The sequence below is a fragment of the Gordonibacter sp. genome (assembly GCF_036667095.1).
Classification (GTDB): Bacteria; Actinomycetota; Coriobacteriia; order Coriobacteriales; family Eggerthellaceae; genus Gordonibacter.
Window position 1 is genome coordinate 7,843 of record NZ_JAVWUP010000002.1, and the last position, 23,414, is coordinate 31,256.

The 23,414-nt window shown below is 62.4% G+C and carries 19 protein-coding genes and 1 riboswitch; of the genes, 11 read left to right on the forward strand and 8 right to left on the reverse strand.

The window, feature by feature from the left end:
* The 3 genes from RR842_RS00335 to RR842_RS00345 all read right to left on the reverse strand — a co-directional run.
* Positions 1 to 337 (reverse strand): twin-arginine translocase TatA/TatE family subunit (locus tag RR842_RS00335; protein ID WP_332565472.1); only part of this gene is annotated, 337 nt, incomplete at its 3' end.
* Positions 338 to 485: 148 nt separating this feature from the next.
* Positions 486 to 689, reverse strand: coding sequence for a CASC3 protein CASC3 (locus tag RR842_RS00340; RefSeq protein ID WP_332511755.1), 204 nt, complete (start codon positions 687 to 689; stop codon positions 486 to 488).
* Positions 690 to 693: 4 nt separating this feature from the next.
* The gene (locus RR842_RS00345; protein ID WP_332511754.1) at positions 694 to 2,049 is read right to left on the reverse strand and encodes an amidohydrolase family protein; all 1,356 of its coding nucleotides are present in this window, start codon (positions 2,047 to 2,049) and stop codon (positions 694 to 696) included.
* Positions 2,050 to 2,226: 177 nt separating this feature from the next.
* Here RR842_RS00345 and RR842_RS00350 point away from each other — a divergent pair, with 177 nt between their 5' ends.
* Positions 2,227 to 4,482 carry a TIGR04190 family B12-binding domain/radical SAM domain protein gene (locus tag RR842_RS00350; RefSeq protein ID WP_332517296.1) on the forward strand — a complete coding sequence of 752 codons (2,256 nt, stop codon included), beginning with the start codon at positions 2,227 to 2,229 and terminating at the stop codon, positions 4,480 to 4,482.
* Positions 4,483 to 4,612: 130 nt separating this feature from the next.
* A complete protein-coding gene (locus tag RR842_RS00355; RefSeq protein WP_332511751.1) occupies positions 4,613 to 5,728 on the forward strand; it encodes an ATP-binding protein in 1,116 nt (371 codons plus the stop codon).
* Between the two features lie 9 nt (positions 5,729 to 5,737).
* On the opposite strand, the gene RR842_RS00360 is transcribed toward RR842_RS00355, so the two are convergent.
* Complete coding sequence (locus tag RR842_RS00360; RefSeq protein ID WP_332511749.1) at positions 5,738 to 7,855, reverse strand: UvrD-helicase domain-containing protein; 2,118 nt, start codon at positions 7,853 to 7,855, stop codon at positions 5,738 to 5,740.
* A gap of 221 nt (positions 7,856 to 8,076) precedes the next feature.
* Between RR842_RS00360 and RR842_RS00365 the strand changes: the two genes are divergently transcribed.
* A complete protein-coding gene (locus tag RR842_RS00365) occupies positions 8,077 to 8,823 on the forward strand; it encodes a class I SAM-dependent methyltransferase (RefSeq protein ID WP_332511748.1) in 747 nt (248 codons plus the stop codon).
* Positions 8,824 to 8,920: 97 nt separating this feature from the next.
* Here RR842_RS00365 and RR842_RS00370 read toward each other — a convergent pair whose 3' ends face one another.
* Both RR842_RS00370 and RR842_RS00375 read right to left on the reverse strand, forming a co-directional pair.
* On the reverse strand, positions 8,921 to 9,580 hold the full coding sequence (locus tag RR842_RS00370) for a helix-turn-helix transcriptional regulator (protein WP_332522056.1): 660 nt from the start codon (positions 9,578 to 9,580) through the stop codon (positions 8,921 to 8,923).
* Entirely contained in the window at positions 9,564 to 10,247 is a 684-nt protein-coding gene (locus tag RR842_RS00375; RefSeq protein WP_332511746.1) for a DUF3990 domain-containing protein, read from the reverse strand. The genes RR842_RS00370 and RR842_RS00375 overlap by 17 nt, the downstream gene beginning before the upstream one ends.
* A 200-nt stretch (positions 10,248 to 10,447) precedes the next feature.
* Positions 10,448 to 10,523: riboswitch (glycine riboswitch) on the forward strand.
* A gap of 195 nt (positions 10,524 to 10,718) precedes the next feature.
* On the opposite strand from RR842_RS00375, the gene gcvT reads away from it, so the two are divergent.
* From gcvT to RR842_RS00410, 7 genes are all read left to right on the forward strand, one after another.
* On the forward strand, positions 10,719 to 11,807 hold the full coding sequence (gcvT, locus tag RR842_RS00380) for a glycine cleavage system aminomethyltransferase GcvT (RefSeq protein WP_332574382.1): 1,089 nt from the start codon (positions 10,719 to 10,721) through the stop codon (positions 11,805 to 11,807).
* Positions 11,808 to 11,926: 119 nt separating this feature from the next.
* Positions 11,927 to 12,301 (forward strand): glycine cleavage system protein GcvH, encoded by a 375-nt coding sequence (gene gcvH / locus RR842_RS00385; RefSeq protein ID WP_332728777.1) that lies wholly within the window; start codon positions 11,927 to 11,929, stop codon positions 12,299 to 12,301.
* Between the two features lie 33 nt (positions 12,302 to 12,334).
* The gene (gcvPA, locus tag RR842_RS00390; RefSeq protein WP_332728778.1) at positions 12,335 to 13,648 is read left to right on the forward strand and encodes an aminomethyl-transferring glycine dehydrogenase subunit GcvPA; all 1,314 of its coding nucleotides are present in this window, start codon (positions 12,335 to 12,337) and stop codon (positions 13,646 to 13,648) included.
* A complete protein-coding gene (gene gcvPB, locus RR842_RS00395; RefSeq protein WP_332511740.1) occupies positions 13,645 to 15,090 on the forward strand; it encodes an aminomethyl-transferring glycine dehydrogenase subunit GcvPB in 1,446 nt (481 codons plus the stop codon). Before gcvPA ends, gcvPB begins: the two co-directional genes overlap by 4 nt.
* A gap of 40 nt (positions 15,091 to 15,130) precedes the next feature.
* Positions 15,131 to 16,123, forward strand: a complete 993-nt coding sequence (locus RR842_RS00400; RefSeq protein ID WP_332522055.1) for a lipoate--protein ligase — start codon at positions 15,131 to 15,133, stop codon at positions 16,121 to 16,123.
* 106 nt (positions 16,124 to 16,229) lie between these two features.
* Positions 16,230 to 17,639, forward strand: coding sequence for a dihydrolipoyl dehydrogenase (gene lpdA / locus RR842_RS00405; protein WP_332728780.1), 1,410 nt, complete (start codon positions 16,230 to 16,232; stop codon positions 17,637 to 17,639).
* 59 nt (positions 17,640 to 17,698) lie between these two features.
* The gene (locus tag RR842_RS00410; protein WP_332521064.1) at positions 17,699 to 19,021 is read left to right on the forward strand and encodes an MFS transporter; all 1,323 of its coding nucleotides are present in this window, start codon (positions 17,699 to 17,701) and stop codon (positions 19,019 to 19,021) included.
* On the opposite strand, the gene tsaD is transcribed toward RR842_RS00410, so the two are convergent.
* Positions 19,018 to 21,540, reverse strand: a complete 2,523-nt coding sequence (tsaD, locus tag RR842_RS00415; RefSeq protein WP_332728781.1) for a tRNA (adenosine(37)-N6)-threonylcarbamoyltransferase complex transferase subunit TsaD — start codon at positions 21,538 to 21,540, stop codon at positions 19,018 to 19,020. The genes RR842_RS00410 and tsaD overlap by 4 nt on opposite strands.
* Positions 21,541 to 21,545: 5 nt before the next feature.
* Positions 21,546 to 22,061: a tRNA (adenosine(37)-N6)-threonylcarbamoyltransferase complex ATPase subunit type 1 TsaE gene (tsaE, locus tag RR842_RS00420; protein ID WP_332511733.1), complete on the reverse strand. Its 516-nt coding sequence runs from the start codon at positions 22,059 to 22,061 to the stop codon at positions 21,546 to 21,548.
* Positions 22,062 to 22,330: 269 nt separating this feature from the next.
* Here tsaE and RR842_RS00425 point away from each other — a divergent pair, with 269 nt between their 5' ends.
* A complete protein-coding gene (locus RR842_RS00425; RefSeq protein WP_332511732.1) occupies positions 22,331 to 23,407 on the forward strand; it encodes a Xaa-Pro peptidase family protein in 1,077 nt (358 codons plus the stop codon).
* Positions 23,408 to 23,414: the final 7 nt, after the last annotated feature.

A 23,414-nucleotide genomic window follows, 5' to 3' on the forward strand; every position in this document is an offset into this window, starting at 1 on the left:
TCGCGTCGGCCTTCTCGGCTTCCGTAGCCTTTCTGGCAGCGCGCTCCTTATCGTAGCGCGCCTTGCGCTCGGAGAAGCTCTCCTGCTTGTCGTCTTTGTCCTTCTTGTCGCCCTCGCCAGCTTTCGCCAGCACATCGAGCGGGTTCTTGAACGGCTCGTCAGAGTTAGGATCGAACACTTCGGTCTTGATGACCTTGTTCATCTCCTCCTGAGCACTCCTGAATTTACCAATGGCCTTCCCCAGCGTTTTTGCCATAACTGGCAATTTGTCGGGCCCGAAAATGAGGAACCCGAACAGCAGGATGAGGAAAAGCTCGAATCCACCTATACCAAACAAAGCAAACCCCTTTGCGCTGTCTCGCTCTTCTTACCGTGCCCTATGGGCAACGATTTATAGTATCACAAACGCGTACCAGCACGGTACCTCCGTGGTCTCTACAGAAAAAACAGGCAGCAGGAGCTGTCGCCCCGGCAGGCGCCCTGTCTTAGCTGCCGGTGCCCAAGAAGGCCAAAGCCATCGTTGGTATGCCCAAGGCCAGCACCAGCACGACGCAGATGACGATCGTGAATATTTTCTTGGTCTTCTCCGAACGCGCTCGCTGTTCTTTCTCTCGACGTTCCCGCTCTTGGGTCGCCTTGATGCGATCGCTTTTCTGCTGTGCCGTCAACTTCTGCTGCTGCTTTGTCATGCGCCTACACCCTCAGTTTTCCGCGAATCTCGATGACGCGGGCAATGTTCTTCGCCACTTCCACGTCAACATGCCATTTACTCTTCTCGTACAGCGTCTTGCCGTCAACCATCGTCATAAGCACATCGGCGCCGTTGCACGTGTTCACCACTGCCGACACAGGATCGGTCGTAGGGGTCTGATGCGATCCGGAAAGGTCCACGGCCACGATGTCGGCACGCTTGCCTATTTCCAGCGAACCGATCTTGTCGTCCAGCTTGAGTGCACGCGCACCGCCGATGGTCGCCATTTCCAGCATCGTCTGCGAATCGAGGAACTCGTTCACGTTTACCGCACGCTGCACCAGCATGCCGATGCGCATCTCGGTGAGCATGTCCGTCGAATCGGTGGCAGCCGGCGAGTCGGTGCCCAGGCCCGTGCGCAGACCGGCACGCACGAACTCCGTCAGCGGAGCCACACCCATACCCAACTGTGCGTTGCAGCGCGGACACGCAGCCACGGCCACGTCGTATTCCTTCAGCTTCTTGATGTCTTCATCGTCCACGTGCACGCAATGGATGGCCACTACGTTCGGCGATTCGAAAGCGCCCCAGTTCAGCGCGTAGCGCACCGGGGTGGTGCCCGTGGGCAGCCAGGGCGGAATCTCCACGTAGCCGCGCTTCTGGTCCATCGTATGCACCGCAAACGGCGACGAGCCGTATTTGATGAACTTGTACTCTTCCTGGCTGCCAGCCAGATGCATGGCAACGGGCAGGTTCTCGCGACAGGCGAACTCCGACACCTTGCCGAACACGGAGGGGTGACAGGCGTAGATTGCCGCCGGGGCAACGCCGATGGTGATGCGGTCGGAGTCGACTTCCTCGCGCCAGTGCAAGATGTCGTTTTCCGCCACACGCATGGCGTAATCCACGCGGCGCTTGTCCATAGCGCCCACCTCGCGATAGATCACACTGCGCATGCCCAGCTTTTGCGTAGCCGTACAGGGAGCGCCCGTGGTGGTAATGTCGGCAACGCAGGTGATGCCGCTGGAAAGCGCCTCAAGACCACCGAGAATAGCCGAGTCGTACCAGTCGCTCACGTCCATCTTCGCGCTTTTTTCCAACATGGACAAAACCCAGGTTGTATAGGGCACGTCGTGGACGATGCCGCGCATGACGGAGTTCTCCAGGTGGGTATGCATATCCACCAGGCCGGGCATAATGGCGGCTTGGCCGTAATTGACCACTTCCTCATCGGGATAGCGCATCTTGAGCATATCGGCCGCGCCCAGATCGCAAATGCGGCCGTCGCGCACCAACACGGCACCGTCCTGGAACGGCTCGTCGGTAATGGGAAGAACGTACTGTGCGCACAACAACATGGATGGCCCGCCTAATCTCTTAGGATAATCGCGTGATGCGTATGATAGCATTCCCGGCACGTTCTCCCGCGAAAGCACATAGGGCAATCGGTGTGAGGAATAGGGAAACCACCGCATCGCAGCCGGCAGATTCGCCCGCATGCGATATACTTCCCCGTTGCTATGCAAACTCTTGATATGACATTCATCCACGCGCCCGCCACCTACGACTTCCGCGAGCGCTCCATCATGTACGGGCCCGTGTCCGACATGGTGCCCTCTACGCCCATCTTCGAGATGTACCCGCTCGGGCTGACCACGCTTTGCGAGTACTTCGAGCGCCACGGACTGCACGCGCGCATCTACAACCTGGCGTCCATGATGCTACACAAGAAGAACTTCGACGTAGAGAAGAACCTGGGCCGCTTGGACGCCCATATGTTCGGCATCGACCTGCACTGGATGCCGCACTGCCACGGTTCCATCGAGGTGGCGAAGCTGCTCAAGCAGCTGCACCCGCACGTGCCCGTATCGTTCGGCGGGCTGTCATCGAGCATCTTCCACGAAGATCTGATCGCCTACGACTGCATCGACTACGTGCTGCGCGGCGACTCCACCGAGGAACCCATGCGCATGCTCGTGGAGCGGGTGTCGCGTGCGGCGAAGACCCATACGCCCATTGGCGATTTGTCGGATATTCCGAACCTCACCTGGAAGGACTCCACAGGCGCCGTGCACATCAACCCGCTTTCCTGGGTGCCGGACGACATGAACGCCATCTCGTTGGATTATGCCTACCCCATGAAGGGCGTGCTGCGCCATCACGACATGACTAGCTACCTGCCCATGAAAGGGTGGCTGTCCTACCCCGTCACGGCCAGCCTTACCTGCCGTGGCTGCGCGCGCAACTGCGCCACCTGCGGCGGCAGCGCCTATGCGTTCAAGAACCACTTCGGGCGCCGTCGCGTGGCCTGGCGCGACCCCCAGCTGCTCATCCGCGATATCCAGCACGTGCAGAACCACGTGTGGGGCCCCATCTTCGTACTGAACGACTTCTTGCAGGCGGGCGAGGCGTACACCCACGAGTTCATCACGGGGCTCAAGGGCAAGGTGCACAATCCCATCGGCTTCGAGTTCTTCGGGCCGCCGCCGGGCGGCGACGAATTCTACCAGCTGCTCGACAACAACCTGGGAAACTGGTCGGTCGAAATCTCGGCCGAGAGCCACGACGACGACGTGCGCAAGGCATTCGGCAAGGGCCACTACAAGATGGCCGAGTTGGAGCAGACCATCGTGGACGCGCTGTCGCACCCGAACTGCGAGCGGTTCGACCTGTACTTCATGACAGGCATCCCCCAGCAGACGGCGGACAGCGTGCGCGAGACGGGCGCCTACGTGCAGCACCTCTACGAACGCGTGAACTACGATCCACGCCTGGTGGTGCTGACCAGCCCCATGGCGCCGTTTCTGGATGTGGGCTCCATCGCGTTCGACAACCCGGAGAAATACGGCTACAAACTGCGCGCCCGCACGTTCGAGGAGCACCGCGAGCGCATGATCCTGCCCTCGTGGAAGCACATCATGAATTACGAGAGCACCTACATGAGCGTGGACGAGATGGTGGACGCCACCTACGACGCCGCCCTGGACCTGAACCGCATCAAAGGCGAGCACGGCATTCTGGACGCCGGCATGTCCGCCGCTACCGACAAGCGTATCCGCGAGGCACGCGAGCAGATGAACCGCCTAGACGACGTGCTGTACAACGGCGTGGGCCGCATCGACGCGCGCATGGGGGCGCTCAAAGAGGAGTTCGAGCGCCTGTCCGAGAACACGGTAGCCGAGAAGTCAGAGTTGAACTGGGCGTTCAATGTGAAGCCGACACATGCCAAGCACCTCGCCAAGCTCTGGCTTGCCAACGAGCCGGCGAACTTCGCGTCGCGCCTCACCGGCACGTGGCGTCCCGCCTGTAGCGATTTCGATTACGCGGACCAAGAAAACGGCACGCTCTCGCCCGCCTGGAACGCCGACGGCACCGCGAACTGCTCGTTCAAAGGACTCGCCGTGGACGGTATGGGCGACGGTCGCGCGCTTGCCGGCGAGGACGGCGAGCAAGTTGCCGCCTTCGGCAGCGTCGTGGCACCCGGATTCTCGCAGGAGAACACGAACGAGGCCTTCGACCGCGCGAACGCGCAGCTGGAAGCGGGACGCGCCGGTACGTCAGCCGTAGCAGGTGCGGCACCGGCCATCCAGGGCGTTGCAGCGCGCACCGTCGAGCACGACCCGCTGCTGGAGCAGATGATGGCCGAAGAGCGCGAGCGCGCCGAAGCACTGGCCCGCGGCGAGATCGAACGCACGGTACCGCGCGGGGCTGGAGGCCTGCAGGGCGCCGGCGGTGCGAAAGGTGCGCGCGAAGCTCGCAAACTGGACAAACTCCGCGACAAGAAGGTCTAGCGACGCTGTTCGGCTAATCCCCGCTTTCTCTTATGTACCTCCATACAACACGCATCTACCTGCTGCGTACATTCGTTTATTGACAAATAGGAAAAAAAGGAAAGAATAGGAAAAAAAGGAAAGGGGCTTTATGAAAGATACAGTATTTTCTCCTGCATTCGGCAATCGCCCCAGCTGCTTGGTGGGACGAGACACCGTGATTTCCTGCATGCTTGACGGACTGAAAGACCCGCCGGGAAGCCGAAATCGGGCAACGCTGCTTTTAGGACAGCGCGGGTCCGGGAAGACCGTGCTTCTTTGGGAGCTGGCGGATCGCGCGCGAACCCTGGGATTCGTTGTAGCAAGCCCAACCATCGCCACCGAGGATATGCTCGAGCGCATTCTTGAAAAGATTCAGGACGATGGCGAGCAGTACGGCAAAGAGAAAGCCACACATCTTACCGGCGGAAGCATCGGAGCTCTGGGCTTTTCGGCAGGACTTCAATTCAGTAGGGATACGCAGGAATCAAAAACCTTTCAGTACAAGCTATCCCGTTTATGCAACGCTTTGGCGCCACATGGCAAGGGGGTGCTCATTTTGGTTGACGAGACACAGGGAAACGACCCCCGGATTCGCCAACTTGTCGCCGCTTACCAAGAACTTGTCGGCAACCAGGCGAATATCGCACTCGTCATGGCCGGACTGCCCGGTGCCGTTTCGGCAACATTAAACGATCGCGTTCTCACGTTCCTCAATCGCGCCAACAAAATGCAGCTAGATCCTTTGGCTCCCACCGATATCGATGCGTTCTTCATAAAAGCGTTCGCCCAGATGGGCCTTTGTGTTCCCGAGCCCTTCCGGAACAGGGCGGTCGCCGCGACCTTCGGCTCCCCTTACCTTCTTCAGCTTGTAGGGCACAATATCGTAACGTATTCGGAAGAGGGCGCCATAGGGGAAAGCGAACTCGAAAGAGCCCTCGCGCAGGCGAGGACCAGCTTCGAAAACGACGTATGTGGCACCACGCTTGCCGCCCTTTCAGATAAAGATATCTGCTTTCTCCGCGCTATGGCCGAAGACCAGCGGGAGAGTCGTATTGCGGACATTGCCGTGCGCATGGGCGTCAGCTACGATTACGCGCAGAAATATCGCAAACGCCTCATCGACGGCGGCATCGTCGAACCGGCCCGGCGGGGATCGATTCGGTTCGCTGTTCCGCATCTGGCCGACCACCTGCGGAAAACCAGCGAGATCGTGTACGGCTTCTAGCTTTCACGGTTAAACACACTCCCTCAGCAGGGGCGTTAGCTCTCCTTCTACCAGCAGCGTGATCTTGCGCGTGGCGCGCGACACGGTGGTGTAGAGGCGGCGTCGGGAAAGCGCGTCGTCGGGAAATGCCTGCGCGGAGGCGTCGGGGATGACCACGTGGTCGAACTCTAGACCCTTCGCGTACTTGAGCGACGTAAGCACGACACCTCGCTCGGGGAGCGTCGCGTTCGCGTCGATGAGCAAAGGTGCCTGCTCGCCCAGCTTTTTCTGCATCTGCCGGACCAGGTGCTTGTGGGGAAGTATCACTGCCGTAAGCCCCTTGTCGGGCGTTGCCTCCTCGATAACGCGCGACAGTGCGCGATCACGCTCCTGCTCGCTTGCGCACTCCACGATCACCGGGGCGACGTCCGCGCGCTGGATAGACGATATCTGCATGCGGGCCTCTTTGTCGACCAGATGCGCGAACATCTCGGTAATCTGGGGAGACGACCGATAGCTGGTCATAAGCCGGCACTCGTCGACCGAGCCGCGCACGTCTCGAAACACCGAGCGGACCTCATCGAAGGTCGCCGTGTCCGGGTTGATGGCCTGGTTCTCATCGCCCAACAGCAGGAAGTGCGCACGCCGGAAATAGCGCGCCAGCACGACCAACTGGGCGGCGGTGTAGTCCTGCACCTCGTCGATCATCACGTACTTAGCACCCGCGTTGCCAAGGCCCGTCAGAGCCATCTTCAGGTACAGCCACGCCACCGGCACCAGGTTCTCCACCCCCAAGAGCCTCATGCCGATACGGTCGATACGCAGCCAGTCGTCGTTCTCGACAGCCTTGGCCGCATCGGCATAACGTGCGTTCACATACTGCCGGGCCCACACGCGCACCTCGTCTTCGTCATGCGCGTTGAACGTCTCACCGAACGTCTTCATCTGCTCGTCCGGGGTGAACGACGCTATCTCGTCGAGTACATCATCTGTTGCCGCCAGTTGCTTGAGGCGGCTCTCAAGGCGCCCGCCCAGCTCTTCGCGCATGAGGGTGACCAGGTGAGGGCCTGCGGGGATCTTCTTGAACTTGGCGGCCACCTGCTGTATCTGCCCGACCGAGAAGAAGCGCTCCCCGCCGGCGCGCACCTCCCTGAAATCCTGGCTGCTAAACGAGAAGCTTTCCGAGGCCGCGTCGATGCGCTTCAGCATATCGAGGGGCACGTCTGCCTGCCCGCCAATGCGATCGGGAGGCATCACGCCCCGCAGGAACTCATCCCAGGTAAGGCAGGCGGGATTGCGCTCGCCCAAGTCGGGCAGCACTTGATCGATATAGCGCTGGAACACCGGGTTGGGCGTGATCAGGAACACCTCGCTGGGGTCGAGGTCGTTGCGCCGCTGGTAGAACAAGTACGCGATACGCTGCATGAGCACCGAGGTCTTCCCGCTGCCCGCGATGCCGCCCACCAGCAGCGCCGGCACGTCTTCATGGCGAATGACCAGGTTCTGCTCCTTCTGGATGGTCGCGGTGATGGCCTGCATGCGCGCCGTCCGCTGCTTCGACAGCGAGGCCAGCAAAAGCGAGTCCTGAATGGCCACGCTGGTGTCGAAGTACGCATACAGCTTGTCGGCCTGAAGGTCGAACTGACGGCGCAGCTTGAGATCAGCCTCGATGGTGCGGCCATTGGCCCTGTAGGACGTGGGGCCGTTTTCCTGGTTGTAGTACACCTCGGCCACCGGCGAGCGCCAATCGACCACCAGGCGGCGGCGATTCTCGTCGGAGACGCCCGCCGTGCCGATGTAGAGCTCCTTGGGAGCCTCGCTCGGCTCGAACTGCAAGGCAACCTTCGCGAAATAAGGCTGCTTCAGCAGCAAGCGGATGCTGTTCAGCTTCTCGGCGTCGACGCTCTGCGTGATGTTGTAGGCGTCGATCACGCGGTTGATGGTTGCGTAGTCGGCATAGGTTTCCATGGCATCGCTGTAGCTGGCGAAGTTCGGGGACACCTCGTCGCACATGGCCAGCTTGTCAGAAGCCGCGTCCTGACTGTTCTTGTTCATCTTGGCCACCAGGTCGCGGCCCATGGCCTGCAACTTCTCGTAAGTCTCGGTGAGGTGGCTCTGCTCTTCTTCAAATAGAGGATCGTTTTGCAAAAGTGCTCCTTGTATTAGCGCCCACGCGCGCCCAGCGCAGGCGTACCGGGCCTCAACTTAAATAGGGTGAAGGAGATTATACGATTCCCCGCGAGGGTTCCCCGTAACTCCACGCTTCTTGCACCTCGGACCCCAAAACGCGAAGCTGCCCCTGCGCGGCTTCGGCAACGTGGCGTATACTGTGGCTTCGCCCGATTCCCAACCACGATGGAGCATTACCCGTGAGCATCGACACCGCCACCGGTCAGGAAGCACCTGCGCAACTGTCTTCCGAGCGCGTAAAGGACATATTCTCCAGCATTGCCAAGAAATACGAGCGGTTCAACGCCGTGTCGAGCTTCGGCGCGTACCGAACTTGGCTGGCAGGCATGATGAAGCAGGCCCCCATCGGCGCAAGCGACGACGTGCTGGACCTTGCGGGCGGCACCGGAGACGTAGCTTTCGCCGTCGCAAAAGCCAAGCATCCTCGCCACATCCAATGCACCGACCTCGTAGACGAGATGCTGGACGTGGCGCGCGCTCATTTTGCGGATGGCGCGAGCGGTGAGGTGCCGATAGACTTCGAAGTGGTCGACGCGCAGAACATCCCCTACGCCGACGCCAGCTACGATGCCATCACCATGGCCTATGGCATCCGCAACATGCCCGAGCGCGAGCGCGCGCTCTCCGAGATGCTGCGCGTGCTGAAACCGGGAGGCGCGCTGGTGTGCCTAGAATTCTCCACACCGCCGATGCGCCTGTGGCGCGCACTGTACGGATTCTATTTGAAGCACCTCATCCCTTTCTGGGGCGGGCTCATCACCGGCGACCGCGAGGGATTTGTGTACCTCTCCCGCTCCATCAAGGCCTTCCCCGACCAAAAGGGCCTAGCCGAGCTTATGGAGAAGGCGGGATTTCGGGATATTACCTGGAAGAACTACACCGGCGGCATTGCGGCTGTGCACGTGGCGAAGAAGCCAGAAGCTTAGGGTTCGCTCAACAGGAGCGCACGTGGCGAAGAGGCCAGGGGCGAGGGATCGCCCCAAGGGGGTAGTCGTGGCGAAGAAGCCGGGACTCCCGACCCCTTCAAGAGGATGCCGGTGAGTTAAATTCCAGCAGGTCTTCCATCTTGCAGCCGAGCGCTTGGGCGAGCGCATACAACTTGATGCCCGCCGCCTTGTCGATATTCTTCACGCGCTGCTCGTATTGCTGGATGGCGCGCAACGACGTGCCCGCCGCCTCAGCCAGCTGCAGCTGGGTCATGCCACGTGCCTGGCGGATGGTTTTGAGTCGCACAAGCCTATCCCCACCATCGATAAGAGCTTCGATTTCATCAGCTGCACGGTCTTCCGATGCCTCGTGCAGAGGCTTGTAGAGGCGCAGCAAGTCTTCAACTCGCACAGCCGCACCAAGAGAGGCGAACGTGCGACCCGAGCGCCATTGCACATACGCGAGTATCCAGCCGCTCCAGTACTCCGGCGTGCGGTCAAGCGACGCATGCCGAGTCGCAGGGGGAACAGCAAGTGGCGCGCCCGCCTGCTCGCCCACCATGAGAACCAGCTCGATGCCCGATACTCCCGCAACATAGCGCGGCGAGCCGCCGCCAAACGCATCGGCAACACCCGTTTGCACGAACAGATCGAAGAACCGCTGAGTGCCGAGGTTTTGCGCGCACGCAGCGAAGTCGAACGCCTCGCCAAGAATCTCCATAGCGTCGTACACGTAAGCCTTATCGTAGGCGTGCATCGTTGGCTCCTATCCCTTCGCGAACAAGGTCGAGCAGATAGAGGCCCTTAAGACCTTGCTCCTGCGCTTGGGCGCGATAGTGCGCTCGCGCCTCATCGTCGCGCTGTTTGCGTTTCGGATAATAGACAGCACTGGCTACCGGATCAGCCGATACGAAGTCAACCAGATTGAATGCGCGCTCGCTTTTCAGCACGATCTGCTCGCCAAGGTCGCCGAGCTTCATAGCACCGGCAAGTTGCTCCACCGAAATAGCATTCCCGAGAAATGCACGGGCAAACGAAAAATAGCTATCGTCGGCACGATATCCCCTTATCACGTCGAAGGACCTCGTATCAACGGCAAACTGCTCACGCAGGTAGGCCTTACCCTGCGCGGCCAAGGGAAGACTCGTGTCGACGACGCGGTTTTCCAACAGCAAGGCAAGCCAGTGTAAGATTCCATACGCCCCTGACGAAAGGTCCAGTACGGAGAGTCCCCGCAAATCGAGATGGTATCGATTAACGTATCCGTCGGATTCTGCGGACACACAGGCCCATTCCCGAGCAAGCTCGACGTGCTCGGTGCAGTAGAACCCCAAGCCGTAATCGTTGTAGGGCCTCCCTTTGCCGTACTGGGGATGTTCGATGATACTGCATGAGCCGTGGTAGAGCGTGAGGCGTTCTTTCATACTGCTCCTATCTCTGAAGAGATAGGAGCAGTATAGCATAAACTATCTCCACAGAGATAGTTTATGCTCTCCCCGCAGCACACCCGCTCACCTTCCTCCTCGCTCCGCTTGCGCATAAGGTCGATCGAGGCAGAAGGTGCTTTCCAAATTCGCGTCCACCGAGCGCCCGCGTCATGGTAATCTTGCCCCAACGCGTTTGGATGACGATTCCGGGAGAGACCCGCAAGGGCGCCGAAGGGGCAGAAACTCTCAGGCAAAAAGGACTGGAATCCGACAAACCTCTGGAAAGCCGCCCAAGCGGCACCGACGAAGCAAGCCGCGGGGGCATACGCACCACGCCCGTATGGTTCATCTTTCAGGTAAAGAGACAGAGGCGCGCAGGGGATTGCCCCTGCGCGCCTTTTTGCATTTCTGACAAGCCACGGCAAGCCTCCGCCTGAACACGGGGGCGCGAATGCACGGGAGGTAGGCATGGAGAAGAAGACGCCACTGTACGACGAGCACGTGGCCTGCAAGGGAAAGATCGTGCCCTTCGCCGGTTACCTGCTGCCTGTCGAGTATCCCACGGGGCTCATGGCCGAGCACGAGGCCGTGCGCACGAAGGCCGGGCTGTTCGACGTATCGCACATGGGAGAGGTCGTGCTCGCCGGACCGACCGCACTCGCCACGCTGAACCACCTGCTGACCAACGAATACTCAACTCTGGCACCAGGCCGTTGCCGCTATGCGGCGCTGTGCTATGACGACGGGGGCATGGTAGACGACCTCATCGTCTACCGCATCGACGACGAGGTGTTCCTGGTGGTGGTGAACGCAGCCAACAAGGACAAGGACGTCGCTTGGATGGCCGATCATCTGCTGGAAGGCACCGTCATGCGCGACGTCTCAGACGAGATGGCGCAGCTTGCGCTGCAAGGGCCCCGGGCACTTGTCATTCTGGAAGGGCTGGCCGACCCGGCCGCACTTCCCGAAAAGTATTACACCTTCACCCGCGAGGTGGACGTGGCGGGTGCCGTTTGCCTTGTATCGCGCACCGGCTACACCGGCGAGGACGGCTTCGAGCTGTACTGCACTCCCGACCAGGCGGCAAAGCTGTGGAGAGAGCTGCTCGAGGCCGGAGCCGACGAGGGGCTCGTCCCCTGCGGGCTCGGTGCGCGCGACACACTGCGCCTGGAAGCCTCCATGCCGCTGTACGGCCACGAAATGGATGCAACGATCGATCCGCTGGAAGCAGGCTTGGGCTTCGCCGTAAAAATGGACAAGGACGAATTCATCGGCAAGCAGGCCCTCGTCGCCAAGGGCACGCCAGCGCGTCAGCGCATCGGGCTGCGGGTAACGGGCCGCGGCATCATCCGCGACGGGCACGACCTGTTCGCTGACGGCAAACTGATCGGCCACACCACCTCGGGCACGTTCTGCCCGCATTTGAAGCAGGCATGCGCCATGGCGCTGGTGGATGCCGGTTGCGTAGCCGTAGGCGACGCCGTCGAGGCCGACGTGCGGGGACGCCGCGTGCAGGCCGAGGTCGTAGCGCTGCCGTTCTACCGGCGCGCACGATAACGAGGCATTGCGTTTCCGAAGGAGAGCGGACCTGCCCGGCCCGCTCTCCTTTTCAAGGACAAGCACACAAGGGGCAGACAAGGACAGCCGGCAAGCAGGCCGGAGACAAGGAGCAGATCATGAGCGTTCCCGCAGAGTTGAAGTACACCGACACGCATGAATGGGTTTCCCTGGCAGAAGGCATGGCCACGATCGGGCTGACCGACTATGCTCAAGACCAGCTGGGCGACCTCGTATTCGTGAACCTCCCCGAACCGGGCGACGAGGCCAGTGCTGGGGAAGCCGTCGCCGACGTAGAGTCGGTGAAGGCCGTATCCGACGTGGTAAGCCCCCTTTCCGGCACCGTCGAGGAAGTAAACGAGGAGCTGCTGGACAATCCAGCCCTTATCAACGAGAACCCCTACGGCGCCTGGCTTATGCGCCTCTCCGTTACGGCTGAACCCGAGGGCCTCATGGACGCGGCAGCCTACGAGGCGTTCTGCGCCACCCTGTAATTCCCGTATCCGCACTTCAAGAAAGGTGCCGTGATGGGCAACTACCTCCCTTCCACTGCACAGGAGCACTCGAGCATGCTCGCATCGATGGGTTACGGATCCGTCGACGAGCTGTACGCGGGCATCCCTGCGCAAACCGTCATCGACGAGCTGGCTATCCCCGAGGGGAAAAGCGAGTTCGAGACACGGCGCATCATCGAAGGCCTCGCCGCGAAGAACACCGTGTTCCACAGCGTGTTCCGCGGGGCGGGGGCCTACGACCATTACCGCCCCTCCCTCGTGAAGTCGGTACTGGCAAACGAGACGTTCATTACCTCGTACACACCCTATCAGGCCGAGATCAGTCAGGGCGTGCTGCAGTCCATCTTCGAGTACCAGTCACTCGTATGCGAGCTGACCGGGCTTGACGTGTCGAATGCCTCGCTCTACGACGGGGCCAGCGCCGCCGCCGAGGCTATACTCATGTGCCTCGAGCGCAAGCGGACGCGCGCCGTGGTGGCGGGTAGCGCGCACCCCCAGTTCATCGAGACCATCCAGACGTATGCGGCCAGCCGGGGTGTCGCTGTGGACGTGGTGCCGACGACGAACGGGGCAGTGGACCCGACAGCACTGCAAGCCGCTCTCTCCGACGATGCGGCCTGCGTGTTCTTCCAGCAGCCGAACTACTTCGGGGTGCTGGAAGACGCCCGCGGCATCATCGAAGCCGCCCATACGGCGGGCGCGAAGGCCATCATGGGCGTGGAGCCCACGACGCTCGGCCTGCTGGCCGCACCCGGCGAGCTCGGTGCCGACATCTGCATTGCCGAAGGCCAGGCGCTGGGGCTGCCGCTTTCGTTCGGCGGACCTTACCTAGGCATCATCGCCTGCACCAGCGCGCTCATGCGCAAGCTGCCCGGCCGCATTGTCGGCCAGACCGTCGATGCCGCCGGCAACCGCGCCTTCGTGCTGACGCTGCAAGCACGCGAGCAGCACATCCGCCGCGAGAAAGCGTCGTCGAACGTCTGCTCAAACGAGGCGCTGTGTGCGCTGGGCGCCGCTGCCTACCTCTCGGCGATGGGCCCTGTAGGCCTCGAGCAGGTGGCGCGCCAAAGCTATGCGAAGGCGCAGTACGCCGCCCGGAAGATCTGCGCGGTTCCCGGCTTCGACCTGGTATACGACCGACCGTTCTTCAACGAGTTCGTCACTACGTGCCCGATCGCGGGAGAGGCGTTGGAACACGCTCTTACCGAGCACGGAATACTGGCAGGACTACCCCTTAACGAGGGCATACTGTGGTGCGTCACCGAAACGAACACCAAGGAAGACATTGACCGGCTGGCAGCGCTGCTTGCGGAGGTGACCCGATGAAGACGATATTCGAACGCTCGCGCCCGGGGCGCGCAACGACGTTGCTTCCCTCCTGCGACGTAGACGAGTGCACACCCGACGAGGCCTACTGCCGCGCCGAGCGCCCCCGCCTGCCCGAAGTGGCCGAGATTGACCTGAGCCGCCACTACGCCGAGCTGGCTCGTCAGGCTTTCGGCGTATGCGACGGGTTCTACCCGTTGGGCTCTTGCACGATGAAGTACAACCCGCGCATAAACGACGAGCTGGCGAACCTGCCGGGCTTTGCCGACGTGCACCCGCTGCAACCGCAGGAGAGTGTGCAGGGCTGCCTGGAAGTAATGGCCCGCACGGCCGAGGTGCTCGGCGAGATCTGCGGCATGGATGCCGTAACCTTGCAGCCGGCCGCAGGCGCACAGGGCGAGTACACGGGCTTGCTGCTGATCCGTGCCTTCCATGCAGCCGCAGGCGACACAACACGCACGAACATCATCGTGCCCGATGCCGCACACGGCACGAACCCCGCCACCGCTTCGATGGCCGGATTCAAGACCGTCAGCGTAGCGTCTAACGACCAGGGCGGCGTCGATGTGGAAGCCCTGCGCGCAGCCGTGGGCCCCGACACGGCGGGCCTCATGCTCACGAACCCCAACACGCTGGGCGTGTTCGACCCGAACATCCTGGAGATATGCGCCATCGTGCACGAGGCGGGAGGCCTTTGCTACTACGACGGGGCGAACCTCAACCCCATCATGGGCATTGTCCGCCCCGGCGACATGGGGTTCGACTGCGTGCACGTGAACCTGCACAAGACGTTCTCCACGCCCCACGGCGGCGGCGGTCCCGGCTCGGGGCCGGTAGGCTGCAAGGAGCACCTACGCCGCTTCCTACCCCATCCAATCGTTGCCTGCGAGAACGGTGTCTACCGCTTCGAGGAGCCTGAAGCCTCCGTAGGTCGCATGAAGTCGTTCTACGGCAACTTCGGCGTGGTGGTGCGCGCGCTTGCCTACCTGACGACGCTGGGACGCGAGGGCGTGCCGCAAGCGGCACGTGCGGCCGTGCTGAACGCGAACTACCTGATGCACCTCTTGTCCGACGTATTTCCCCTTGCCACGAAGGCACCGTGCATGCACGAGTTCGTAGTGGACGTAGGCCCTCTGAAGGAGCAGACGGGTTTTGCCGCCATCGACGTGGCCAAACGCATGCTGGACTTCCCTATGCACCCGCCCACCATGTACTTCCCGCTGATCGTGCACGAGGCGCTGATGTTCGAACCGACCGAGACGGAAAGCCGCGAGACGTTGGACCACGCCGCCGACGTGATGCACCGAATCTACGAAGAAGCCGTATCAGGTAGCGTTAACCTGCATCAGGCACCGTTCGATGCGGTCATCGGGCGGCCCGACGAAGTGCAGGCAGCACGCCATCCGCATCTGCGCTGGACACCGGACGACGCAGATGCGTAAGGAAAAAGGCCGAAGGCTGTAAAACCGGAGAGGGCCGCACGTGACGAAACTGACCAGCCATATAACCGCAAGCACCGATCCGTTCGCCAACCTGGCAAGGGAGGAGGCGCTCTGCGATGCGGTACAGGACGGCGAGGTCGTGCTGTACCTGTGGCAGAACAGGAATACCATCGTCATCGGCCGCAACCAGAACCTATGGAAGGAATGCCGCGTCGAGGCGTTCGAGGCCGAAGGCGGCCGCATCGCACGGCGGCTGTCCGGCGGCGGGGCGGTATTCCACGACTTGGGCAACCTGAACTTCACGTTCGTGGCGCGCGACCCGCTCTACGATGTGGCGCGCAACTGCACCGCAGTATGCGAGGCTGTGCGTTCGCTCGGCTTGGACGCCCAGGTGACGGGACGCAACGACCTCACCGTCGGAGGATCCAAGTTCTCGGGCAACGCGTTTCTCAACCACGGAGCAGCTCACTGCCATCATGGCACGCTCATGGTGAACGTGGACTTTTCTCGCTTGAGCCACTACTTGAACCCCGATCCGCGCAAGCTGGCGGCCAAGGGCGTGGATTCGGTGAGATCCCGTGTGGCGAACCTGGCGGACCTGGAGCCGAGCATCACCACCGAGGCGCTGGCAGCAGCCCTGATCGCTGCCGCCGAACGGGAGTTCGGCGCGACAGCCGAGCCGCTCGACGTCGCACGCTTGGATGCAGAGCGCTTGATCGAACGCGAACAGTTCTTCAGTTCGCGTGAGTGGCGCCTCGGGAGCACCCCGCCGTTCACGCACCGCTTCGACGAGCGCTTCGCCTGGGGAGACTTCGATGCGAACCTCGTGGTGAAGGGCGGCGCGGTAAGCGAGGCGCGGGTATTCTCGGATGCCCTCGATACAGAGTTCGTGGAACGCATCGAGAGTGCGCTGCCCGGATGCGCCTATAGGCGCGCGGCACTCTGCGCGCAGGTGGAAGCCGCCGCAAGCACGCCCGAGCAGCGGGCGATGGCAGCCGATTGCGCGGCGTGTATCGCACGTGGCATGGACTAGCTATCTGTTCGCGGAACATGAGCAGGACACGACCCGGGCCTTTCCGGCAAAGCCGGAAACGAGAGCGGCGAGAGAGCAACAGCCGCCGACCATGAAGGAGACAACTATGCAGGACCGCTACAACCTCATCGTCGTCGGCGCCGGACCAGGCGGCTACGTCGCCGCCATCAAGGCGGCGCAGCTGGGACTGTCGGTAGCGCTCGTCGAGCGCGACCTGGTAGGGGGTACCTGCCTCAATCGCGGATGCATCCCCACCAAGACCCTGCTGCACACCGCCGAGCTCTTCGGCGAGATAACCCGCGGCGAAGCCTTAGGGCTGCATGTCGAGGGAGCACGCATCGACTTTCCCGCCCTACGGCAGCGCATGGGCGAAGTATGCGGCACCGTGCGCAACGGCGTGATAGGCCTGCTGGACGCGAACGGCATCGAAGTCGTGCCGGGCAACGGGCGCATCGAGGCTCCGGGGCGCGTGAGCGTGACGCAATCCGACGGTGCGATATTCGTACTCGAGGCAGACGACCTCATCGTCGCACCCGGCTCGAAACCCGCTCTGCCGCCCATCCCTGGCATCGACCTGCCAGGCGTACTCACCTCAGACGAGCTGCTCGCCCAGGTGCCGGAGTTTGGCCGCATCGCCATCATCGGCGGCGGCGTCATCGGCGCGGAATTCGCTGGATTCTACCAGGCCCTCGGCGCTGAGGTGACGGTAATCGAAGCCATGGGTCGCCTACTCCCCACCCTTGACCGCGAACTGGGCATGAGCTTGGCCCAACTGCTGAAGAAACGCGGCGGAACCGTGGCCGCAAGCGCCACGGTAAAAGCCATCGAGCAGGGGCCAGCCGGATCGCTCGTCGTCCGCTACGAGGCGAAAGAGGCCCTGCATGCCGTGGAAGTGGACGGCGTGCTCGTGGCCACCGGCCGCAAGGCGGTTGCAGACGACCTGTTTGCACCCGACCTGGGAGTCGAGCTCGTACGCGGCCGCATCCCCGTGGATGCTTCCATGAAAACTGCCGTCGACCACCTGTATGCCATCGGCGATGCGGCCGACGCGGGAATCCAGCTGGCCCACGCCGCTTCCGCCCAGGGCATCGTAGCTGTCTGCGCGCTAACAAGTTCCACCTGCGACGTCGATGCGTCCACCATCCCCTCCTGCATCTACACGAGCCCAGAAATCGCCTCGGTGGGGCTGACGGAAGCCGAGGCCAAAGAAGCAGGCATCGCCCTCAAGACCGGCAAATTCCCCTTATCGGGCAACGCAAAGACCATCATTGCCGATGCCGAACGCAGCTACATCAAGGTGGTAGCCGCCGAAGACGGACGCATATTGGGCGCGCAACTCATGTGCAACCGCGCCACGGATATCGTAGGAGAGTTCGCCTTGGCCATCACCGCCGGGCTTACCGTCGAGGAGATGGCCCGGGCCGTACGCCCCCACCCCACGTACGAGGAAGCGGTAGGCGAAGCACTCGACACGCTGCTGGGCGGCGCCATCCACGCCCGGCCACTGCGCCGCTGACCGCAAAATCAAACAGATGGCATGATGCCGAATCGCAGACAATGGCGTAGGATGGAACCATGACATTCGACACCATCCAACAAAGCGACGATGACACGGCTTGTACCGAGCAAGCGGCTACCGCTTCGCCGTGCTCGGCGGACGACTCGCCGGACGCGGACGAAGCCCGTCCGAACCGTGGCCAAGACCGCCTCTGGACACCTCTTTTCGTCTGCATCGTAGCCGCGACCCTGTGCTGCTACCTGACAAGCCAAGGCGTGAACACCGGCACCTCGGTCTACCTCGCCTACACCGGCAACGGCGCTGCCTTTTCCGGCGTCTTGGCTGCCGTGTTCTCGGCGGCTGCCGCCGGGACGCGCATCGTGTGCGGGCCTATCGTGGACCGGACGGGTCGCTACCGCGTATTGCTTGCCGGCGCCGCACTGCTGGCAGTAGGCACCGCCCTGCCCGCGTTCGTCTCGAACGACGTCGTTTTCGTCCTGTGTCGCATCATGCAGGGCGTCGGGTTCTCCGCAGCAACCACGGCATCGGCCACCGCTGCCGCCGACGTGCTTCCGCGCTCTCGCATGGGCGAGGGCATCGGCTATTACGGCTTGGGACAGGCCATCGCCATGTCGGTTGGCCCGGCGTTCGCGTTGGCGCTGGTTGCCACCGACCCTCACGAGAACCTGTACCTGGGGCTTGCCGCGGTAGCCATAGTCGGCCTGTTCGTGGCGGCGCTCTGCCGCTACGAACGCCACCCAGAAAAGCTGCCGCCGACCTCCGCCTATCGTAGGCAGGCGGAGCGACCGCGGAAACCGGCGGGAAAGTTTCGCCTCTCCGACGCCCTTGAGCGGCGCGCCTTGCCGGGCGCTTTGCCCATGCTGATGCTCTGTCCGGTTTTCGGGTTCGGCATCTTCTTTGTCGGACTCTATGGCACCTCGGTAGGCGTGGGAAACCCCGGCTTGTTCTACACGCTTTCCGCCCTGAGTATGATCGCCGTACGTCTGCGGTCGCAATCGTTCATGGATCGCGTGGCGCCTCTCAAGGTGTTCTCAATTGCCATCGCCTGCGGACTGGCGGCGTTCCTGCTGCTGCAAGCAGCTCCCCTCAACACCTTGGCGTATTATGCCGCGGGCTTGCTATACGGCGTATGCCTAGGCATCAGCATGCCGCTCAACCAAACCGTCGCCGTGAAGAACACACCTCTGGAGCGCTGGGGTGCCGGAAACGCACTGTATCTGCTCGCATGCGATGTCGGCGTAGGAATAGGTGCTGCTGCCTGGGGGTTCATCAACGAGGCCGCAGGCTTCACCACCTCCCTCTGGTGCGCCATGGCCTGCATGGTGGCCGCCTTGCTGATAGCGAAGCTGGTGTATCCGCAGGAAAGCAGGGCCCTCTAGTACGCCTCATCCAGGCTGGCGTGGGCTTGCGCGTCGGCGTCGAGGCCGAAGAACGCTCCCTGACGGTAGCGGTCGAGGGCCACCAGCGCTATCATGCCGGCGTTGTCGCCGCAGGCGCTGAGGGGCGGAAGCGTCAGGTGCACGTGAAGCTTGTCGCAAAGCGCCTGGTAGGCCTCGCGTAGCACCGGATTGGCCGCCACGCCACCGCCCAAGCAGAGTTCGCGGGCGCCGGTTTGCTCGAGCGCCATGCGGGCCTTTTTCACTTGCACATCCACGACAGCTTGCTGGAAGCTAGCGGCAATGTCGGGAATATCAAGCTCGCGCCCTGCGGCGCGCTCTTTGTTGATATAGCTGACGACGGCCGTCTTCAAACCCGACAGCGAGAAGCGCAAATCGCCCGAATGCATCATGGCGCGAGGAAACGGGATGGCCTTCGGGTTGCCTTTAGCTGCACAGCGCGAGATGACCGGGCCGCCCGGGTAGCCTAAACCCAGCGCCTTTGCCACTTTGTCGAACGCCTCGCCCACCGCGTCGTCGATGGTGGCCCCCAGCGTCTCGTAGTCGCCCCAGTCCAACATGTGCACCAACAGCGTGTTGCCGCCCGACACCAGCGACACGATGGCCGGCGGCGCAAAGTCGGGCGAGCCAATCTTGTTGGCGTACAGGTGCCCTTCGAGGTGGTTCACGCCGATAAACGGCAAGTCGGCCCCCCAAGCCGCACCCTTGGCGAAAGCAACGCCCACTACCAGTGCGCCCAGCAAGCCAGGGGCATAGGTGACGCCTACGGCATCGAGATCGGACCACGCGAGGCGCGGTACGCCGAGATTCCTCGCCGCCACGTCGAAGCACTCGTCGCACACGCCGCAGATAGCCTCCACGTGCTTGCGGCTGGCAATCTCGGGCACCACACCGCCGAAGCGCGCGTGGAAGTCGATCTGCGAAGCCACCACGTCGGCAACCAGGTTCCCCGCGCCATCGACGATGGCGGCAGCCGTCTCGTCGCAGGAAGACTCGATGGCCAGGATAAGCGGTCGGGAAAGTGAAGAAGGCACTCTCAGCGAAGCCTCCGCAGCGTCGCACGACGCCGTGCCACCTGCGACCTGATCACCGACAGCTGCGGCCCTTCCTGGCTGGAGAGGCTGAACCTGCAGCTCCATGCCGGCCACATCGTGTCCGGCCAGCGGAAGCGGGCCTTCCATGATAACGGCGTCCTCGCCGTCGGCGTAATAGCGCGGGCGCCTTCCCACGGAATGCAAGCCAACAGCCTCGTAGAGCGCCTGCGCGCCGCTATTGGCCGCACGCACTTCAAGCGAGCACGAGGTTGCGCCCAGATCGCGCGCATCGGCTGCTACGCGGGCCAGCAGCTCGCGTGCGATGCCACGGCGGCGCTGGGAAGGGTCGACGCCCACTTTCAGGATTTGCACCTGCCCGTCGACGACCCAGCCACCTGCGTAACCGGCGAGCGCTTCCCCCTCGTACCCGGCCCACCACACGCGGTCGGCGCGTGGCAACTCATCTGCGATAAGCCGGGCGCTCCATGCATCCTCACTCAGCACCTGCGCGTCAAGCGCCGCCGCCGACGCAACATGCGCAGCATCAAGCGGCTTGTACGTGATGCCGTCGGCCGCGGGACGTGCGTTCAAAACGGCAGTATCGTGCATGCTTGCACGCTGATCGCGGCGTTGCGCCACCTCCTGCACGCCTGCTGCCAGGTTCTTCGGATCGTTCTTCGCCAGGCGGATGCGCTCGTTTTCCTCGGCATCGGACAAGCGGGTGTATACGGGAAGCGCAAACGCCGGATTGTGGCGATGCGCGTCAAGCGGGTCGGCCTCGCCGCCGCGCCAGGCCGCCTGCAACGCCAGCAAAAGCCCACAGCCCGTCGGAGCCCAAAGATGCTCCGGCAGCGTTGCGCCTGCAGGCGCGAACAGTTCGGCATACTTGGCCAGCGCATCTCCGGCAATAAGCAGTTCGCTCCCGTCTGCAGCCAGCTCTTCCGCCGCAAGCTCGGCTTTCAGCACGCGGTCGGCCTCAAGCCGCCGGACACCGCCATCGCCCAGCGCATAGCGCACCGGGTACACTTCTTTGCGCATAGCATCCGCCACCACAGCGAGTGCACCGCGCGCACCCGCAGCATAGGCGTTCCACGCCACGGCATCCAACGACGACACGCCCACCAAAGCAACGCCCAAAGCCGAGGCGATGCCCTTGGCGGTCGCCATGGCGATGCGCACGCCAGTGAACGACCCCGGACCCCGCCCGCACACGACGCAGGCCAGCTGGTCGCGAGCAATACCCGATTCGGTCAAAAGCGCCTCGATGCGCGGCAGAAGCTGGGTATTGGAAACGCGGTGAGCGGAGGCCTCCGCTGAAGCAATCGGATGAACGGTGTGATCATCAGCACACAAGTTGCCGATCCCAATAGCAATAACCTCGTTTGCCGTATCGAAGGCGAGCGCATAGCGCCGACGCCCGTCGAAAGCAGCCGTCGCACGCGACGACCCAAGCTGATCCTGACCCACCTGCGTCACCCTGCCGTTTTCATGAGGCGCGACTTCGAATCCTTCGCCCATACGAACAGCAGCTGACGCGCACGGTCGCCGAACGACTGTGCGCAAACGTGGCGACTACCGTCCTCGTCGACGGTGAAGGATAGCTCCAGATAGCCGCACGGCAACGATTCCGAGAATTTCTCGCCCCATTCGACGAACGAAACACCGTCGCCGTCGATGGTCTCGTAGTAGCCGATATCCTCGAGTTCGTCCGGATCTTCCAGCCGATACAAATCAAAGTGGTACAACGGCAAACTGCCACCCGGGTATTGCAGCAAGATGTTGAAGGTAGGGCTGGTCACTTGGTCGTGTACGCCCAATCCAGCAGCTACCCCTTGCACGAACTGGGTTTTTCCCGCGCCCAGGTCGCCCGAGAGCACAACGACGTCGCCTGCGTGCAGGTAGGGAGCCAGCGTAGAAGCCAACTGCTTCGTCGCCTCCGTGGACGTAGTCTTGCGCATATAGGTAAGTCCGTTTGCCATGCTGTGCATGATACGCCACCTGCGGCTTGGCATCCACTAAACACGTACGGGAAACGAGAATCCTCCATCGGCGACAACCGGCGACAACCTTTCCGGAGACAACCGTCCCTTTTCCTGCGAGCCGCAGACGCAAAGCATTGCGACTCACAAGAGCAGCTGCCCCTAAAATCGAAGCCGCACCTACCGCGTCCCAAACGCCGCTTTGCGGAATACAGCGCACGGCACCCTTCTTTTGTTCTATCATCTTCTCAACCATCTTTCGACCGACAGGAGAGTCCATGTACGAGCAGCGTATCGAAACCGTCATGAAAAACCTCGAACACGTGGGTCTTGCGCAGATGCTGGTGAGCGACCCGCGTTCTGTGCAATATCTGACCGGCGCCTATGTCGAGCCCGACGAGCGCTTCTTGGGGCTGCTGCTTGCGCAGGGGTGTAATCCGGTGCTGTTCATGAACGAGCTGTTCCTCATCCCCGATGATCTGCCGTGCGAGGTGCAGTGGTTCACGGACACGGACAATCCCCTGTCACTGCTGGCAGAGCGCTGCGACGCAAGCGAACCGCTCGGCTGCGACAAGGTGCTTACCGCGCGCTTCCTCATTCCGCTGATGGAAGCCAACGCCGCGAGCAGCTTTGTGCTGGCCTCCGCCGCCGTGGACGATGCCCGCGCGCGCAAGGACCCCGCCGAACGTGCGGCCATGCGCGCCGCCTCGCGCACCAACGATGCAGGCATGGCCCGTTTCCGCGAGCTCGTGCATGCCGGGGTGACCGAAGCCGAAGTGGCAAGCAAGCTGGAGAGCATCTACCAAGAACTGGGAGCGCAAGGGTGCTCGTTCGGACCCATTGTCAGCTTCGGGGCAAACGCCGCCGACCCGCACCACGGGCCCGACAACACGCCCCTGAAGCACGGCGACGTGGTGCTGTTCGACGTGGGATGTCGCCAGGACGACTATTGCGCCGACATGACCCGCACCTTCGTGTTCGGCGAAGCGAGCGACAAGCAACAAGAGGTGCACGAGATCGTACAGCGCGCCAATGCAGCGGCACGTGCGCTCGTAGCCCCCGGCGTGCGTTTCTGCGAGTTGGACGCCGCCGCACGTGCTGTAATCGAGGAGGCCGGGTATGGCGCTTACTTCACGCATCGCCTTGGACACCAGATCGGTCTGAACGTGCACGAACCCGGCGATGTGTCCGCAACCCACGACGAGCCCGTGCAGGCCGGCATGTGCTTCTCCATCGAGCCGGGCATTTATCTGCCGGGCGAGTTCGGCGTGCGCATCGAGGACCTGGTGCTGGTTACCGAAGACGGCTGCGAAGTACTGAACAGCTATCCGCGCGAACTGGAGGTTTTGGGCTAAGGCACCT

Bases quoted from the DNA above. Each gene is read 5' to 3' on its own strand.
- RR842_RS00340 (WP_332511755.1), bottom strand. From the start codon at position 689: ATGACAAAGCAGCAGCAGAAGTTGACGGCACAGCAGAAAAGCGATCGC.
- RR842_RS00345 (WP_332511754.1), bottom strand. From the start codon at position 2,049: ATGTTGTTGTGCGCACAGTACGTTCTTCCCATTACCGACGAGCCGTTC.
- RR842_RS00350 (WP_332517296.1), top strand. From the start codon at position 2,227: ATGACATTCATCCACGCGCCCGCCACCTACGACTTCCGCGAGCGCTCC.
- RR842_RS00355 (WP_332511751.1), top strand. From the start codon at position 4,613: ATGAAAGATACAGTATTTTCTCCTGCATTCGGCAATCGCCCCAGCTGC.
- RR842_RS00370 (WP_332522056.1), bottom strand. From the start codon at position 9,580: ATGCACGCCTACGATAAGGCTTACGTGTACGACGCTATGGAGATTCTT.
- RR842_RS00375 (WP_332511746.1), bottom strand. From the start codon at position 10,247: ATGAAAGAACGCCTCACGCTCTACCACGGCTCATGCAGTATCATCGAA.
- gcvT (WP_332574382.1), top strand. From the start codon at position 10,719: ATGGAGAAGAAGACGCCACTGTACGACGAGCACGTGGCCTGCAAGGGA.
- gcvH (WP_332728777.1), top strand. From the start codon at position 11,927: ATGAGCGTTCCCGCAGAGTTGAAGTACACCGACACGCATGAATGGGTT.
- gcvPA (WP_332728778.1), top strand. From the start codon at position 12,335: ATGGGCAACTACCTCCCTTCCACTGCACAGGAGCACTCGAGCATGCTC.
- gcvPB (WP_332511740.1), top strand. From the start codon at position 13,645: ATGAAGACGATATTCGAACGCTCGCGCCCGGGGCGCGCAACGACGTTG.
- lpdA (WP_332728780.1), top strand. From the start codon at position 16,230: ATGCAGGACCGCTACAACCTCATCGTCGTCGGCGCCGGACCAGGCGGC.
- RR842_RS00410 (WP_332521064.1), top strand. From the start codon at position 17,699: ATGACATTCGACACCATCCAACAAAGCGACGATGACACGGCTTGTACC.
- tsaE (WP_332511733.1), bottom strand. From the start codon at position 22,061: ATGCACAGCATGGCAAACGGACTTACCTATATGCGCAAGACTACGTCC.
- RR842_RS00425 (WP_332511732.1), top strand. From the start codon at position 22,331: ATGTACGAGCAGCGTATCGAAACCGTCATGAAAAACCTCGAACACGTG.